At 63.9% G+C, this 16,361-nt stretch carries 12 protein-coding genes and 3 pseudogenes; 4 read left to right on the top strand and 11 right to left on the bottom strand.

The window, feature by feature from the left end:
* Positions 1-52: 52 nt before the first annotated feature.
* The 5 genes and pseudogenes from ACVWW3_RS08250 to ACVWW3_RS08230 form a co-directional block, all read right to left on the bottom strand.
* Positions 53-499 (bottom strand): annotated as a pseudogene (locus ACVWW3_RS08250) (AMP-binding protein); the annotation flags it as partial.
* Positions 499-1,407 (bottom strand): annotated as a pseudogene (mmsB, locus tag ACVWW3_RS08245) (3-hydroxyisobutyrate dehydrogenase); the annotation flags it as partial. The pseudogenes ACVWW3_RS08250 and mmsB, both read right to left, overlap by 1 nt.
* Before the next feature lie 13 nt (positions 1,408-1,420).
* Positions 1,421-2,488 carry an enoyl-CoA hydratase/isomerase family protein gene (locus tag ACVWW3_RS08240; protein ID WP_456650362.1) on the bottom strand — a complete coding sequence of 356 codons (1,068 nt, stop codon included), beginning with the start codon at positions 2,486-2,488 and terminating at the stop codon, positions 1,421-1,423.
* Complete coding sequence (locus tag ACVWW3_RS08235) at positions 2,485-3,630, bottom strand: isobutyryl-CoA dehydrogenase (RefSeq protein ID WP_456650363.1); 1,146 nt, start codon at positions 3,628-3,630, stop codon at positions 2,485-2,487. Before ACVWW3_RS08235 ends, ACVWW3_RS08240 begins: the two co-directional genes overlap by 4 nt.
* 119 nt (positions 3,631-3,749) lie before the next feature.
* Entirely contained in the window at positions 3,750-5,246 is a 1,497-nt protein-coding gene (locus ACVWW3_RS08230) for a CoA-acylating methylmalonate-semialdehyde dehydrogenase (RefSeq protein WP_247345963.1), read from the bottom strand.
* Positions 5,247-5,349: 103 nt separating this feature from the next.
* On the opposite strand from ACVWW3_RS08230, the gene ACVWW3_RS08225 reads away from it, so the two are divergent.
* Positions 5,350-6,258, top strand: coding sequence for a LysR family transcriptional regulator (locus tag ACVWW3_RS08225; RefSeq protein ID WP_354046790.1), 909 nt, complete (start codon positions 5,350-5,352; stop codon positions 6,256-6,258).
* A gap of 156 nt (positions 6,259-6,414) precedes the next feature.
* Here the strand turns inward: ACVWW3_RS08225 and ACVWW3_RS08220 are convergent, their stop codons facing one another.
* Together ACVWW3_RS08220 and ACVWW3_RS08215 are read right to left on the bottom strand one after the other, a co-directional pair.
* Entirely contained in the window at positions 6,415-7,035 is a 621-nt protein-coding gene (locus ACVWW3_RS08220) for a TetR/AcrR family transcriptional regulator (protein ID WP_247345957.1), read from the bottom strand.
* 64 nt (positions 7,036-7,099) lie between these two features.
* Positions 7,100-7,633, bottom strand: coding sequence for a PaaI family thioesterase (locus tag ACVWW3_RS08215; protein WP_456650364.1), 534 nt, complete (start codon positions 7,631-7,633; stop codon positions 7,100-7,102).
* Positions 7,634-7,786: 153 nt separating this feature from the next.
* Between ACVWW3_RS08215 and ACVWW3_RS08210 the strand changes: the two genes are divergently transcribed.
* The 3 genes and pseudogenes from ACVWW3_RS08210 to ACVWW3_RS08200 all read left to right on the top strand — a co-directional run bounded on the left by ACVWW3_RS08210 (position 7,787) and on the right by ACVWW3_RS08200 (position 11,301).
* Positions 7,787-8,557, top strand: a complete 771-nt coding sequence (locus tag ACVWW3_RS08210; RefSeq protein WP_456652050.1) for an enoyl-CoA hydratase — start codon at positions 7,787-7,789, stop codon at positions 8,555-8,557.
* Between the two features lie 140 nt (positions 8,558-8,697).
* Entirely contained in the window at positions 8,698-9,894 is a 1,197-nt protein-coding gene (locus ACVWW3_RS08205; RefSeq protein ID WP_456650365.1) for an acetyl-CoA C-acyltransferase, read from the top strand.
* A 110-nt stretch (positions 9,895-10,004) separates the two neighbouring features.
* Positions 10,005-11,301 (top strand): annotated as a pseudogene (locus ACVWW3_RS08200) (MFS transporter).
* Here ACVWW3_RS08200 and ACVWW3_RS08195 read toward each other — a convergent pair.
* The 4 genes from ACVWW3_RS08195 to ACVWW3_RS08180 all read right to left on the bottom strand — a co-directional run bounded on the left by ACVWW3_RS08195 (position 11,298) and on the right by ACVWW3_RS08180 (position 16,202).
* Positions 11,298-11,453 (bottom strand): hypothetical protein, encoded by a 156-nt coding sequence (locus ACVWW3_RS08195; protein WP_354103695.1) that lies wholly within the window; start codon positions 11,451-11,453, stop codon positions 11,298-11,300. The pseudogene ACVWW3_RS08200 and the gene ACVWW3_RS08195 sit on opposite strands and share 4 nt — an antisense overlap.
* A gap of 720 nt (positions 11,454-12,173) precedes the next feature.
* Positions 12,174-12,737 (bottom strand): hypothetical protein, encoded by a 564-nt coding sequence (locus ACVWW3_RS08190; protein ID WP_456650366.1) that lies wholly within the window; start codon positions 12,735-12,737, stop codon positions 12,174-12,176.
* Positions 12,738-12,984: 247 nt separating this feature from the next.
* Positions 12,985-14,691 carry a response regulator gene (locus tag ACVWW3_RS08185; protein WP_456650367.1) on the bottom strand — a complete coding sequence of 569 codons (1,707 nt, stop codon included), beginning with the start codon at positions 14,689-14,691 and terminating at the stop codon, positions 12,985-12,987.
* On the bottom strand, positions 14,688-16,202 hold the full coding sequence (locus ACVWW3_RS08180) for an ATPase domain-containing protein (protein ID WP_456671932.1): 1,515 nt from the start codon (positions 16,200-16,202) through the stop codon (positions 14,688-14,690). Before ACVWW3_RS08180 ends, ACVWW3_RS08185 begins: the two co-directional genes overlap by 4 nt.
* Between the last annotated feature and the right edge of the window lie 159 nt (positions 16,203-16,361).

Below are 16,361 nucleotides of genomic sequence, written 5' to 3'. Positions count from 1 at the left end.
CCACAATGCGGACGATGTTCTCCGCACCAAGGCTGGTGAATTTTGCGACCTGATCCTCGGCGGCGACCACCGCCTTCGCCTTGCCGCGATCGAGCCGGTCGCGGAGTTCGTCGGCCGTGAGCAGCGTGGTGGCGGGGATCACGACGATGCCTAGCTTCATTGCAGCCAGCATCGTCTCCCACAGCGGAACCACATTGCCGAGCAGCAGCAGGAGATGATCGCCGCGCTTCAGGCCCTGCGCGCGGAGGAAGTTCGCCACCTGGTTGGAGCGGAGCGAGAGTGCCGCGAAGGACAATTTGGTCTGCCGGTCCTGTGCGGCATCGACGATCCAGAGCGCAGGACGATCCTTGCTGTCAATATTCGCCGCCAGCTCGGCGTCGAACCAGTCGAGCGCCCAGTTGAAAGGAACCGGATCGGGCCAGCGGAAGTCCTTGACCGCTGTCTCATAGTCCGTGCGGTTATGAAGCAGAAACGCGCGCGCTTCCTGAAATGTCGTCATCAAGCTTTCCCGGCCAGACCCCTAACGTGCTTGATAATTCCGGAAAAATCCACCCCGCCCTGGCCCGCTGCGTCGAAGGACTGATAGATCTCCTGCGCATGCTTGCCGAGCGGCGTCGCCGCACCCGCGGCCTTGGCGGCATCCTGCGCCAGCGTCAGATCCTTTACCATCAGCGCCGAGGCAAAACCCGGCTTATAGTCGTTGTTGGCCGGTGAGGTCGGCACCGGTCCCGGCACCGGGCAATAGGTCGTGAGCGACCAGCACTGGCCCGACGAGGTCGAGGCGACGTCGAACAGCGCCTGATGCGAGAGGCCGAGCTTCTCAGCCAACGCAAAGGCTTCGCTCACCGCGATCATGGAAATCCCGAGGATCATGTTGTTGCAGATCTTTGCCGCCTGGCCAGCGCCGGCGCCGCCGCAATGCACGATCTTCTTGCCCATCTTCTCCAGCACCGGCTTGGCCGCCGCAAACGCGCGCTCCTCGCCGCCGCACATGAAAGTGAGCGTCGCGCCCTTGGCGCCACCGGTGCCGCCGGAAACCGGCGCATCGACCGCGAGCACGCCGTTCTTGGCGGCCAGCGCATGCGCCTGCCGTGCGCTCTCGACGTCAATGGTGGAACTGTCGATGATCAGCGCGCCCTTGGTCATCGCAGGAACGACCTCGCCCCACACGCCGAGAACGTGCTTGCCGGCGGGCAGCATCGTGACGACGACATCAGCGCCCTTCACTGCGCCCGCCGCGCTGTCGGCTATGCCGGCGCCATCGGCCTTGGCCTGGTTGCGCGAGCCCTCGGCGAGATCGAAGGCCACCACCTTGTGGCCGGCTTTGACCAGATTGGCCGCCATCGGGCCGCCCATGTTGCCGAGACCGATGAATGCAATCGTGGCCATCTCGATGTCCTCCGCTGATGCGTTTCGTTGATTAGTTGAACTTCAATTCGTCGGCGCCAATCTCGGTGAGATACGGCGCAAGCAGGTCCGGCGTGACATCCTCGATACGCGGCGGCGACCAGGTCGGATTGCGGTCCTTGTCGATCACGGCGGCGCGTACGCCCTCGCGAAAATCGTCGCTGCGGAAGACTTCCAGCGCCGCGCGATATTCGCGCACCAGGCACTCCTCCAGGCTCGACGCCGTGCGCGCGAGCCGCAAAAGCTTCAATGTTACCACCATGCCGCGCGGCGATTTTTCGTAGAGCGTCTTCAATGTCGCATGGGCGAACTCCGAGCCGTCGCGCTTGAGCGCAGCGACGATGTCCTCCATGCGGTCGAAGCCGAACAATGCGTCGATCGTCGCCTGCCTGGCCGCCACCGGCCCCGCGGCCTCGCCGGTGGCAAAACCGTTGATCAACTTGCTCACATCAGCCGCGGTCACGCCCTGGCGAACCTTGGTCAGCGCCTCGCGCAGCCCCGGCCATTTGGCAACCGGCACCACGGCATCGGCGAATTTCGCATGGATGGCGTCGGGGCCGTTCATGGTCTGGCCGGTGAGACCAAAATAGGTGCCGATCTCGCCCGGCGAGCGTGACAACAGATAGGTGCCGCCGACATCGGGGAAGAAACCGAGCCCGACCTCGGGCATCGCGAGCCTGGTGCGCTCGGTGACAATTCGATGGCTCGCATGGGCCGAGAGGCCGACGCCGCCGCCCATCACGATGCCGTCCATGAAGGCGACATAGGGTTTTGGGAATTTCTTGATCCGGGCGTTGAGGATGTACTCCTCCCGCCACAGAATCTTGCCGAGATCGCCGTCGACCTTCGAGCTCTCCCAGAGCGCGCGGATGTCGCCGCCGGCACACAGGCCGCGCTCGCCGGCACCTTCCAGCACGATCACGGCAACAGCAGGATCGGCCTCAAAACGGTCGAGCGCCTTGTCGATGCCGCGAAACATCTCCAGCGTCACGGCGTTGATCGCCTTCGGACGGTTAAGCCTGATAATGCCGGCCGAGCCCTCGACCCGTGCGACCAGATCGTGCTCTTCCACACCACTCATCGCCCGCCCTCGATCAGTTTGCGCGCCACGATGAGCCGCATGATTTCATTGGTGCCTTCGAGGATCTGGTGCACCCGCAAATCGCGCACGATCTTCTCGATCCCGTATTCGCTGAGGTAACCGTAGCCGCCATGGAGCTGGAGCGCCTGGTTGGCGACCTCGAAGCCGGCGTCGGTCCCAAAACGCTTGGCCATGGCACACAGCATGGTGGCGTCCGGGTCCTTGCGGTCCAGCGCCGCCGCTGCGCGCCACAAGAATGTGCGCGCGGCCTCGAGCTCGATTGCCATGTCGGCGAGGCGGAATTGCAGCGCCTGGAATTCGTCTAGGCGCTTGCCGAAGGCTTTGCGCTCTTTCATGTAGGAACGCGCCTTGTCGAACGCGGTCTGCGCACCACCGAGCGAGCATGCCGTGATGTTGAGACGTCCGCCGTCGAGACCGGCCATCGCAATCTTGAAGCCGACGCCCTCTTCGCTTAAGCGATTGGCGACCGGCACGCGGGCGTTCTCGAAAATCACGGCGCGGGTCGGCTGCGCGTTCCAGCCCATCTTGCGCTCGTTGGCGCCGAACGAGACGCCCGGCGTCTTGCCGTCGATGACCAGGGTCGAGATGCCGCCGGGACCATCGCCACCGGTGCGCACCATCGCGACCAGGAGATCAGTACCACCGGCGCCGGAAATGAACTGCTTCTGGCCGTTCAGCACATAGTGATCGCCGTCGCGCACGGCGCGGGTGCGAAGCGCCGCCGCGTCCGAGCCAGCGCCGGGCTCGGTCAGGCAGTAGCTCGCAATCAGCTCCATGGTGCAGAGCTTTGGCAACCATGTGTGGCGCTGGGTGTCGCTGCCGTAGGCATCGATCATCCAGGACGCCATATTGTGGATCGAGATGAAAGCCGAGGTGGTCGGACAGCCCGTCGCCAGCGCCTCAAAAATCAGCGCCGCGTCGAACCGCGTCATGGCGGAGCCGCCGACATCCTCGCGGATGTAGATGCCGCCCATCCCGAGCGTGGCGGCCTCGCGCATGATCTCGACGGGAAAATGTTTCTCCTCGTCCCAGCGTAGCGCGTGCGGCGCGATCTTCGAAGCCGCAAACGCCAACGCCATGTCGCGAACCGCAATCTGATCCTCGTTCAGAGCGAACTGCATGATGGGCTGCTCACTGTTCTCGTCATTGCGAGGAGCGAAGCGACGAAGCAATCCAGTGTGTCCGAGGAGAAAGTCTGGATTGCTTCGCTACGCTCGCAATGACGGGCTGGGCTACAGCCTTACTTCATCAGCGGAATCGAGAACTCCGCGCCTTCCTTGACGCCGGACGGCCAGCGCGAGGTCACCGTCTTGGTCTTGGTGTAGAAGCGGACCGAGTCCGGGCCGTGCTGGTTGAGATCGCCGAAGCCGGACTTCTTCCAGCCGCCGAAGGTGTAGTAGGCGATCGGCACCGGGATCGGCACGTTGATGCCGACCATGCCGACATTGACCTTGGCCGCGAAGTCGCGTGCGGCATCGCCGTCGCGGGTGAAGATCGCAACACCGTTTCCGTAGTCATGCTCGGACGGCAGCGCCAGCGCTTCCTTGTAGTCGTGCGCGCGCACGACCGAGAGCACGGGACCAAAGATCTCTTCCTTGTAGATCCGCATGTCCTTGGTGACGTTGTCGAACAGCGAACCGCCGAGATAGAAGCCGTTCTCGTAGCCCTGCATCTTGAAGCCGCGGCCGTCGACGGCGAGGGTCGCGCCTTCCTTGATGCCGATATCGATATAGCCCTTGACCTTCTCGACCGCCTCGCGCGTCACCAGCGGACCGTAATCGGCCGACGGATCGATCGAGGTGCCGATCTTGAGCGACTCGACGCGCGGGATCAGCTTTTCCATCAGGCGGTCGGCGGCGGACTTGCCGACGGGCACGGCCACCGAGACGGCCATGCAGCGTTCGCCGGCCGAACCGTAGCCGGCGCCGATCAGCGCGTCGACGGCCTGGTCCATGTCGGCATCGGGCATGATGATGGCGTGGTTCTTGGCGCCGCCAAAACACTGGCAGCGCTTGCCGGTCTGCGCGGCACGCTCGTAGATGTATTGCGCGATCGGCGTGGAGCCGACGAAGCCGACAGCCTTGATGTCGGGATCGTCCAGGATGGCGTCGACCGCTTCCTTGTCGCCGTTGACGACGTTGAGGATGCCGGCCGGCAGGCCCGCCTCGATCATCAGCGCGGCCAGCATCATCGGCACGCCGGGATCGCGCTCCGAAGGCTTCAGGATGAAGGCGTTGCCGCAGGCGATCGCGGGGGCGAACTTCCACATCGGGATCATCGCCGGGAAATTGAACGGCGTGATGCCGGCGACGACGCCGAGCGCCTGGCGCATGGAGTAGATGTCGATGCCGGGTCCGGCGCCTTCGGTGTATTCGCCCTTCATCAGATGCGGGATACCGCAGGCGAATTCGGCGACTTCGAGGCCGCGCTGGATGTCGCCCTTGGCGTCGGGCACGGTCTTGCCGTGCTCACGCGCCAGCATCTCGGCAAGCTTGTCGTAGTCGCGCTGCACCAGCTCGACGAATTTCATCATCACGCGGGCACGGCGCTGCGGGTTGGTCGCGGCCCATTCCGGCTGCGCGGCGCGGGCGTTCTCGACGGCAGCGCGGACCTCGGCCTTGGACGCCAGCGCTACCTTGCCCTGGACGTCACCGGTCATCGGCTCGAAAACGTCGGCGGTGCGGCCCGATGTGCCCTTGACCTCCCTGCCGCCGATGAAATGTCCGATTGAACGCATGGAATGATCTCCCTGGAAGTCGAGCACGATCGCTTTGACAAATCCTATCAACCTGCATTTTATAGGATTCAAGTCTGAGATAATGCACCATAGATGTGCGAAAATGCTGGATCAAGGCGCTATCGACTGGGACGACTTCCGCTTTGTGCTGGCCATCGTGCGGGGCGGCTCGGTTTCGGCTGCGGCAAAACAGCTCGGCGTCGACCATGCCACCGTCATCCGCCGCGTCGACCGGCTGGAGAAGCACCTCTCAGCAAAGCTGTTTGACCGGCGCAAGACCGGCTACCTCCTGACGGAGGCCGGGCAGCGCGTCGCCGACAGCGCGGAGGCGATGGAATCGACCATCGTCGCCAACCAGGAGCAGGTCGGCGGCTCCGTGGCTCGGCTGACCGGCACGGTGCGGATCGGCGCGCCCGACGGTTTTGGGACTGCGTTCCTGGCGCCGCGGCTCGCACCCTTCGCCGACCGCTATCCCGACCTCGATCTGCAACTGGTCGCGACCGCGCGGCTGTTCAGCCTCTCCAAGCGCGAGGCCGATATTGCCATCAGCCTGACCATGCCGAAGGAAGGCCGCATCGTCGGCCGCAAACTGCTCGACTACCGCCTCGGGCTCTATGCCGCGCCCGCCTATCTCGACCGCTTCCCGAAAATCACCTCGCGCGAGGTCCTGCCGCAGCACCGCTTCGTTGGCTATATCGAGGAGCTGCTGTTCACGCCCGAGCTCGATTATCTGCCGCAGGTGTCGCCGAAGATCTCCGCACGCTTGCGCAGCGCCAATCTGATCGCGCAGCTCAATGCCACGCTCGCGGGCTTCGGTATCGCTGTCCTGCCGCACTTCATGGCGGCCGACTATCCGCAGCTGCTTGCGGTACTGACGGAAGAGGTCTCGATCACCCGCACCTTCTGGATGCTGATGCACGCCGACAGCAAGGACCTCGCGCGGATCAGGGCTGTGGCGGATTACATCAGCGAGATCGTCGAGCGCGAGCGTGCGCTGTTTGCGGGGCGGTGAATTCGGGGTGTTGAGAGCCCAACTGCCAGATCCTCATGGTGAGGAGGCGCGCAGCGCCGTCTCGAACCATAGAGGCCGGTATCTCACCCGCGACCATCCTTCGAGACGACCGCTTCGCGGTCTCCTCAGGATGAGGCCTGGAGCCTCTGGCTGTCGCTAATTCTGCTTCGCCTTCTTCGCCGCCGCAGTCTTCGGCTCACGGCGCGCGCCATCCAGCGCGCTCTCCCTGCCCGTCTTCAGCACCTCGTCCGACAGTTCGCTCGAGCCGGCGATGCGCGCCAGCAGCATGGTGCCGGCCATGGTTGTCAGCGTCGCGATTGCCTGCTTGCGCGCGGCCTTGCGCGGGAGGTTCGGGATGAAATCGGTCATCATCTCGATCATCTCGTCGAGCTTGCCGGCAAAGGCCTTTCGCGTTTTCGGGCTCTCGCGGGCGATCTCGGCGCCGAGCGCGGGAATCGAACAACCATGGCCGGGATTGTCGCGATGGAGCGCTGAGAGATAGGCTTCCGCGATCAGCGCCAGCCGCTTCTCCGGCGCGACCTCGTCGGTGATCTTGCGCCAATGGTCCATCCCACGATCCATGGCGTAGCCAAACGCCTCGATCACCAGCGCCTCGCGGGAATCGAAATGCGCGTAGAAGCCGCCATGGGTCAGGCCCGCTTCCTTCATGAGGTCGGCGACGCCAATGCCGTGGGCGCCCTTTTCGCGCAGCCGCACGGAAGCCTTCTTCACGATACGGTCGTGTGTTTCCTGCTTGTGTTCCCGGGAATAGCGCATGCTGGTCTCATTGAATGTCGAAGATCATCTCATAACACAGAAATGGACCAAGCGGCGCATTAATTCATGTTAAGATATTGCCGATCATCGAAAAGGTTGCAGTTGCATGGACCGCGAGCGCCCCCTTGCCGTCGCGCACAAAACCTTCGGCGTAGCTGCTCTGCCGTCCCAGCTTGATCACTTTACCTTCGGCCGAGATCAGCCCGGAACGAACCGAGAGCGGACGCAGGAAGGTCATTTTCAGATCGAGAGTGACCGAGTTCTGCCCGGCCTCCAACCGGGTCGAGATCGCACAGCCCATGGCAGTATCGATCAGCGCCGCGGCGGTCGCCCCGTGCAGCAGCCCGATGGTATTTTCGAGATCCTCGCGCGGCTCCAGTTCCATCACGATCCGGCCCGGTTCGACCACGGCCATCGTGAACCCGATCAGTTTTGCAAAAGGCGGCGGCGGCAGGCGCCCGTCGCGGATGCCCATCATCGCATCCATGCCCGATAGCCCCATGGCCGCCTTTGCGACCGGCGCGGGCACTTGCCAGTCCACGACACGCTCGCGCCGTTGCGCGGGTGAAAACAGGTCGAGTTGATCGTTGTCGGACATGGACACTCCATTGCATGATGTGAATCATGCTATCTCGCGGACTTCGCGCTGGCAACTCCGCCCCCCACCGCTTGACAACCAATGCGTTTCGGCTCGGAAGTGATCCCGAACGGCGTACCTTTGCGCAACGTCCACGAAATCAGAGATCCCATCATGGAAATGCTCAACCACCACTGCGGCGTGACGCGCGATGCGCGCGGCGTCGTTCATGTCGCGATCTGCAACGCCGGCTCGCTCAACATCCTCGGCTCCCCCGTGACCGACGCGGTCCGCGAAGGTTTGCAGAAGCTCGCGACTGATCGCAGCATCCGCGTCATGGTGCTGCGCGGCCAGAGCGAGAAGAGCATGATCGGCGGCGCCGACATCAAGGAGATGGTGAAGCTCGACCAGACATCGGCCGAAGCCTTCATCAGCCGCCTGCGCGACCTCTGCGAGGCCGTGCGCGCCTTCCCCGCCCCCGTGATCGCACGCATGCCGGGCTGGTGCCTCGGCGGCGGGCTCGAAGTGGCCGCGGCCTGCGACTTCCGCATTGCCGCGCATGATGCGCATTTCGGCATGCCGGAGGTGCGCGTCGGTATCCCCTCGGTGATCCATGCCGCGCTGCTGCCGCGCCTGATCGGCTGGGCCCGCGCGCGCTGGCTGGTGATGACCGCCGAAAACATCGACGCGCCGACGGCGCTGGCCTGGGGTCTGGTCAACAAGGTCGCGCCGGAGGGCGAACTCGACGCGGCCGTCGAGCACCTCGTGCAGGCGCTGCTCGAATGCGGCCCCGAGGCGCTGCGATCGCAGAAGGCACTGCTTCGGCAATGGGAGGAACTGCCGCTGACGGAGTCGGTGAATTTGAGCGTGAAAGTGTTCGGCCAATCGTTCCTGACCGACGAGCCGACGCGGCTGATGCAGGCGTTCGTCAACCGGAAGCGGTAGGCCTGCCCCACGGCCTCCTTCCTTCGAACGAGCAAATCTCATCCGAGCCACGACAATTTCTCATGCCGGATGCGGTTGCATTTTTTGCGCCGCATCATATGATGGTCATAATCTTACCCATCATCGCAGGGAGCCCCGCCATGGCCGAAACCGCTGATCCTGTCGTCATTGTCTCCGCCGTCCGTAGCCCGCTCGGCCGTTTCATGGGTGAGCTGTCGCCGCTGCCCGCACACAAGCTCGGCTCGCATGTGATCGCCGCGGCGTTGGAGCGTGCGAAGCTCACGCCGGAAAAGGTCGACGAGGTCTTCATGGGCTGCGTGCTGCCGGCCGGCCAGGGCCAGGCCCCGGCGCGCCAGGCTGCGCGTGCAGCCGGCCTGCCCGACGCCACCGGCGCGACAACCGTCAACAAGGTCTGCGGCTCCGGCATGAAGGCGACCATGTTGGCGCACGACATCATTCGCGCCGGTTCGGCCGAGATCGTCGTCTCCGGCGGCATGGAGAGCATGAGCAACGCGCCGTATCTGCTGGCGAAGGCACGCGGCGGCTATCGCGCCGGCCATGACCGCATCATCGACCACATGATGATGGACGGCCTCGAAGACGCCTACGAGACCGGCCGCTCGATGGGCGATTTCGGCGAGGCGACTGCGGAAGCCTATCAGTTTACCCGCAAGGACCAGGACGCCTATGCGATGGAGACGCTGAGTCGCGCGCGCAAGGCGGTCGAGGGTGGTGCGTTCAAGGCCGAGATCGCGCCGATCACGCTGAGCGAGAAGGCAGGCCTCCGCATCGTCGCCAATGACGAGCATCCGCTGAAGGTCGATCCCGCAAAGATCCCCGGGCTGAAGCCGGCATTCCGCGCCAACGGCACCATCACGCCGGCGGCCTCCTCCGCCAACGCCGACGGCGCCGCCGCGCTGGTGCTGACGAAGCGGTCGCTCGCCGATCGCAACGGCCTGCCCGCATTGGCAGAGATCAAGGGCCATGCCACCCATAGCCAGGAGCCGCAATGGTTCACCACGGCGCCGATCCCGGCGATCCGCAAGCTCCTGGACAAGGTCGGCTGGAGTGCCGGCGATGTCGATCTGTTCGAGATCAACGAAGCCTTCGCCGTGGTGGCGATGGCGGCGCAGCGCGATCTCGGCATTCCCCGCGACAAGCTCAACATCAACGGCGGCGCCTGTGCGCTCGGCCATCCCATCGGCGCCACCGGCGCACGGCTGATCGTGACGCTGCTGCATGCGCTCGAAGCAAAAAACCTCAAGCGCGGTGTGGCGGCGCTCTGCATCGGCGGCGGCGAAGCCACTGCGATCGCGGTGGAGCGCCTGACGCATTGACGCAAAAGTCCGGAAATGAGGGAACTCTGTCATTTCCGACAGACGCGCCTCGTGCCATTCTGCAAACTCGCGCAGGTGTTTCAAATCCTGCCCACCAAGATTGAGGCCCAATGATCTCGAACTGGCTCGCGGCAACACTCGGCCGCCGCAATATTCACTACGGCTGGGTGATGGTCGGCGTGACCTTCCTCACCGCGCTGATCAGCGCCGGCACGGTCGGTGCGCCCGGCGTGTTCATCATTCCGCTTCAGAAGGAGTTCGGCTGGAGCACCGCGGAGATCTCGTCCGCGCTGTCGATCCGCTTCATCCTGTTCGGACTGATGGCGCCGTTCGCTGCCGCGCTCCTGAACCGCTACGGCCTGCGCAACGTCACGCTACTGGCTCAGCTCATCGTCGTCTCCGGGCTGATCCTTTCGCTCGGCATGACAGAGGTCTGGCAGCTCGTCGTACTGTGGGGCGTCGTGATCGGCCTCGGCACCGGCATGACCGCGCTGGTGCTGGGCGCCACCATTGCGACACGCTGGTTCGCGGCGCGGCGCGGCCTCGTCGTCGGCATTTTGACCGCGAGCGTCGCCACCGGCCAGCTCGTCTTCCTGCCGCTGCTTGCAAGCCTGACCGAACGATACGGCTGGCGGCTTGCACTCGGCTTTGTCTGCATCGCGCTCTGCGTTTCCGCTCTGGGAGTTCTCCTTGTGATGCGGGACCGCCCGAGCGACGTCGGCCTGCGCCCCTTCGGCGACGAAGGCACCGAGCCCCTGCCCGCCCCACCGGTCAGCCATGGCTCGATCACGGCTGTGGCACTCGGCACGCTGCGCGACGCCTCGAAGTCGCGCGCATTCTGGGTCCTGTTTGCGACGTTCTTCGTCTGCGGCGCATCCACCAACGGCCTCGTGCAGGTGCACCTGATCCCGATGTGCCTCGATTTCGGCATTCCGCAGGTGCAGGCCGCCGGTCTGCTGGCTGCGATGGGCATCTTCGACTTTTTCGGCACCATCATGTCGGGGCTGGCTGTCGGACCGCTACGACAACCGCTACCTCTTGTTCTGGTACTACGGCCTGCGCGGGCTCTCACTGATCTTCCTCCCCTTCAGCGATTTCTCGTTCTATGGGCTCTCGATCTTCGCGATGTTCTACGGGCTCGACTGGATCGCAACCGTGCCGCCCACGGTGCGCCTCACCGCGCAGAAATTCGGACCCGAGCGCGCCAATCTGGTGTTCGGCTGGATCTTTGCCGGCCACCAGCTCGGCGCGGGCACCGCCGCCTTCGGCGCCGGGTTTTCGCGGACGGTGTATCAGAGCTATCTTCCCGCCTTCTTCATCGCCGGCGCACTCTGCGTGTTCGCCTCCTTGATCGTGCTGACGCTCTCGAGACAACCGAAGCCAAAGCCGCAAGCCGCGATGGCCTAGTACCTGATCGTGGTGGTGACGCCGAAGACCGCAGCCTCGACGTCGAGATTGCGCGCGCCGCCGCAGTGATATGGACCCCGGCTCTGCAGCGCACCGTCAAAGCGACGCTGCGCTGCGTCCGGGGCGCGAGACTGCGCATAAATTTCTTCCATTCAGAACGCATGGCTTCTCAGAACGCACGGCTTCTCAGAACGCATGGCTTCGCATTCTCGCGGCTCATTTCGCCCGAGCTTTGCTCTATTCTTCGCACCCTCTCGCAAAAAAGGGCGCAGGGAAGGCCGGGCGCCGGCTGGCACCCGCAGTCCCGTGTGCGAACAAGACGCGCACGGGGTGGACCACAGGTGACGCCGAGCAATCGGCCTTCCCTGCGCGAATGGTTTTACGGCTTATGACGCGCTCTCCCCGGGGAGCGATGCACTATTGCCCCCGTCGCCTCGCGGATGGCTGATGTGCTGGCCCGGTTGGGCAGCAGCATCACCACAAGACTTGACGCACAGACCCCGGGCGTCAGGACCACACGATTTTGCCGTCCGCGCACCTCCCCGCCCCTGTCCCCGATGCCTGGCGTGCGCTCGCCATCGAGACCGAACGGGGACGCTGTCAGCGCCGTGTCGTACCGCGTGTGCAGTTGCTCACGGGAAAACCCGCCCTGCAGCTTGCCCAGCGCGCCGACGCAGTCGCGGCCACCGCCTCCCGGCCCGCGTCTCGTGACGATCGCGAAACGCCCTTGTAGCGGGCCGGGATGAGCGCAAACTACGTCTTATCCGAACTTCTGTAAATACGAATAATATTCCAGCGCGGGCTTGACAAGGTGTTTTGCCCGACGGCTCCACGGCTCGTTGCGTGCTCCCTGCCCTTGGCCGGCTGGTCTCTCAAGCGACCGAACCGCCGCGCGGGTTGACGATCGTATACCCACGCAATGAACGCGCATGCATTCGAGTCGCGTGTCCGCCCGAGTTGGCGTCGTAGGCCAACCAGGTGTCCCCTCCCAGGTGCTGTTCGAGGACGAACACATGTCCGCGTCGGGCTGCGACCATTCCCGGTGCGGGTGATGTCCGCGGAAAGCGCAGCCAGTTCGCCGCAAGATTCAACTCCGGCACGATACGGCCGAACACGCGCAGAGCCGCGCCGCAGCCGCAGAAGGAGGAAGGGCAACCTGCCGGACGACTGCCGACAATGCGAGCCTCAGCGATGCTCGCCGTCGCGGCGCCGCCTGCGTCGGTCACTGTCAGTTGCGTCGCGCGATAGGCTTGTAATGAGGACCTGGAAGTTAGCGAGGACCTGGGAATCCGGTCACGGCGCGTTTGCGAATACGAAAGGTCGCAGGGCATCGTGACATTGCATTCGGGTGCTTGATGAATGCGATAGGGCCGTGCTTCGGAAGCGACGGAGCTAAAGACAACAAATAGACACGCAGAAAGAACCGGCTTGAACATTGCAGGGCTCCAAATTGGAAGACCTCTGCCCCGACAACGAGAAACCAACAACAGTTTGGCTGAAATGGGCTCAAAGAGCGGCTGAAAGTGGCTGCCCTTGCAGGCCGCTCCGTGCAATAATCATAGCCCACACGTAGCGACGGGCATGATTGGCTCGCAGAACGCGAATGCTTATCGTTGCAACTGAGACGCGGCTGCGTGTGCATTCGCTGCTGACGCCGGACTGCAAGCCGATCATGAGGCCCAATCACGACGCCCCAGAGCGCTTGCTTTCCGCGTCAATTCGAAAGTCCGACTTGGCTGCGCCGAGCGCTGCGGCGAGCTCGTCAATGTGGTAGGGTTTCGGCAAAATCTGGACGCCGGCCGTTTCGGCGTCGCGAACCGCGGCTTCGGCGTATCCGCTCGTCAGCAGAACCGGGATGTCGCTTCGCCGTCTCTTGATCTCGCGCGCGAGTTCGACACCGTTCATGCCGCCCGGCATCATGATATCGGAAAACACCAGATCGACGGAGCGGCCGTCCGCCAGGGCACCGAGCGCCGCCGCAGCACTCGCCGCGCGCGTGACCTCGTAGCCGAGTTGCGCCAGCATCTCGCTCACCAGCGCGGCGACCTCGTCATCGTCTTCGACGAGGAGGATCCGGCCATGGTTGGCCTTCTTCGGCCGCGCCCTGTTCAGATCGATGAAATGGCGTTCACCAGAAGGGATGTTCCTGGATCGCGGCAGATAGAGCTCGATGCTGGTGCCCTCGCCGACCGTCGATTTGATTCGAACCGTCCCTCGTGACTGCGTCGCAAATCCGTGGACCTGGGCAAGCCCCAGGCCCGAGCCTTTCCCGACATCCTTGGTCGTGAAGAACGGCTCGAAGACCCGCGCCAGGATCTCCGGGCTCATTCCAACACCTCTATCGACCACGGACAGACGAACGTAATCGCCCGCGATCTCGTCCTCGGTCAGGCCGGCCAGGTTCTCGCTACGGACAACGATCGTGCCACCGCTCGGCATCGCATCGCGGGCGTTGACCGCCAGGTTGAGAATGACCAGTTCGAGCTCTCCCGGATCGACTTCCACCGGCCAAAGACCATCCGCAAAATCGAACTCGACGTGAACGTCGCCTCTCAGGCTCCGATCGAGCAATTCGCGCATGCCGCCGATCTGCGATGCGATGTCGACAGCCACGGGCCGGAGCTTCTGCCGCCGCGAAAAAGTCAGAAGCTGCCTGGTCAAGCCGGCACCGCGCTGCGCCGCCTGGACCATTCCTTCCATGAGACGACGCCGACGATCAGGATCTGTCTGCCGGTCGAGCAAATCGAGGCCGCCGGAGATCACCATCAGCAAATTGTTGAAGTCGTGAGCTACGCCGCCGGTCAATTGTCCGATGGCCTCGATCTTCTGGGCCTGACGAAGGGTCTCCTCGACGCGGGCGCGCTCTTCCATTTCGGCCCGCAGATGCTTGTTGGCCTCCTCGAGCGCACGGGTGCGCTCGACCACGAGCTTCTCGAGCTCCTGGGCCGTCCGCTCGCGCGCCTGCAGCAAGGTTCGAATTTCATATTGCCGCCGGCGGGCCCGCATTGCGGATTGAACCGCGCTCGTCAGCGTGATCGGCTGAACCGGGCGTTCAAGCAGCGAAACGTTGCGGAGTGTCTCGACGATACTGCGGCGCCAGGCAACCACCGCCGGCTGCTCCCGATGGCTGGTGAGAATGACAAAGGGCAGGTCAGACCAGGGCGGCTGCCTCTCGATCCAATGTGCCAGCGGCTGGGTATCCTTCCCGAACAACCCCTCCTCGGCCAGAAGGACCGCGCCCACGCCCGCCGACATCTCGCTGACCAGTTCAGGGAGACCTCGACAATTGATCGCTACGAGATTCGAATTACGTAAAAGCTCGACCGATGCCGGTCCATCGCGGCCGATCGGGGCAAACACGAGAACGCAATGATCGCGGGCAGCGCTCATTCCGCCGGCCCTTCTGGTATCTCCGTGCCCGTATAACGTGGATTTCCGGAGAAGATGCCGCTGAACTCGCTCAGCGGAGGACCCAGCGTGATGCCGGCACGGCCAAGGCGAAACTCGCGGATGGTATTTTCATGATTGCCGCTGCGTTTCTTCACGACCGAGAGGGCACGCCGCACCGTTCCGCCGACCTCGAAATAGCGCAGCATGAGCACGGCATCGCTCAAATAGCTGATATCGAGAGCCGTTTCCATCGGGCCGACCAGCCCATGTTGGGCGAGGATCAGGACGGTCAGCACGCCTTTTTGCGCGAGGTAGCTCAGGAGCTCATGCATCTGGAGGATGAGAAATCGCTCATCCGGCATCGCGTTGAGGTAGCCGTTCAGACTGTCGATGACGACAATTCTGGCGTTATCCTTTTCGACGCTCTTGCGCACATTGGCGGCGAATTCCCCGGGGGACAGCTCGGCGGGATCGATCTGTTGAAATCGGATGAGTCCCGATTGCAGGTAGCTTTCGAGGGGCATCCCAAGCGTTCGAGACCGGGCTTCCACGGTGCCGCGACCTTCATCGAAGGCAAAGAACACCGCATGCTCACCGCGTTCTGCCGACGCGATCGCATAGGTCAGCGCGAGAGACGACTTGCCGACACCGGCGGCGCCCAGAAGAAGCGCACTGGTGCCGCGCTCGAGCCCTCCTCCCAGAAGGAGATCGAGCTGCGCGTTGCCGCTGGGCGTGAACTCGCCGACAAACGAGGCGTGATGCTCCGCCGCCACCAGACGGGGGAATATCCGCACACCTCCCGCTTCGATCGTGAAATCGTGGAAGCCGCCGCGAAACCGAATGCCGCGCATCTTGATCACGCGAAGCCGCCGGCGCTCTGCTCCATAATCGATGGCGAGCTGTTCGAGCATGACGACGCCGTGCGCGATCGAATGGAGTTGCAAATCGTCCTGGGAGGACGAGAGGTCGTCGAGGAGAATGACCGTGCAATTGCGGTTGGTGAAAAAGTGCTTCAGGGCCAGAACCTGGCGCCGGTACCGCAGCGGGTTCTGCGCAAGAAGGCGCAGCTCGGACAGGCTGTCCAGCACCACGCGCGCGGGATTGATCCGTTCGACTGCCTTGAATATCAGGCCGGTCGTTTCGCTCAACTCCATTTCGGCGGGATGGAAGACGGTGAGCTCCCGGTCCGGATCGAGCGTCGTCTCCGGCGGGACAAGTTCGAAGATGTCGACACCTTGCAGCGACCAGCCGTGCCGCTGCGCCACCAGCGTCAGCTCACGCTTGGTTTCCGACAAGGAGATATAGAGCACGCGTTCACCGCAGCGGGCGCCCTCAAGGAGGAATTGAAGCGCCATGGTGGTCTTGCCCGAGCCGGGCCGACCCTCGTAGAGATACATGCGATTGGGATCGAGCCCGCCATAGAGGATGTCGTCGAGGCCCTGACTGCCGGTCGAGATCCTCGGCAAATCTTCGGACTCGCTGGTTTGGGCCCCGCTCGAAGAATCGGTCATAGAACCCCCTGAAGGTCTATCGCCAAAAACAGACGCGCCCTGGCCTCGATTCGGCCGCGCAGCCTAGCGCCCCGGTTCCAAGCCGAAAGGCGAGATTTGGCAAAGAACGCCCGAGGCCGGTTCCCGGTTCCGCATCAGGACGCATCCCCCAGACCGTCC

The organism is Bradyrhizobium sp. LM2.9, assembly GCF_054056555.1.
The sequence above is the reverse complement of the archived record's forward strand: the minus strand, read 5'-3'. Positions and strand labels throughout refer to the sequence as shown.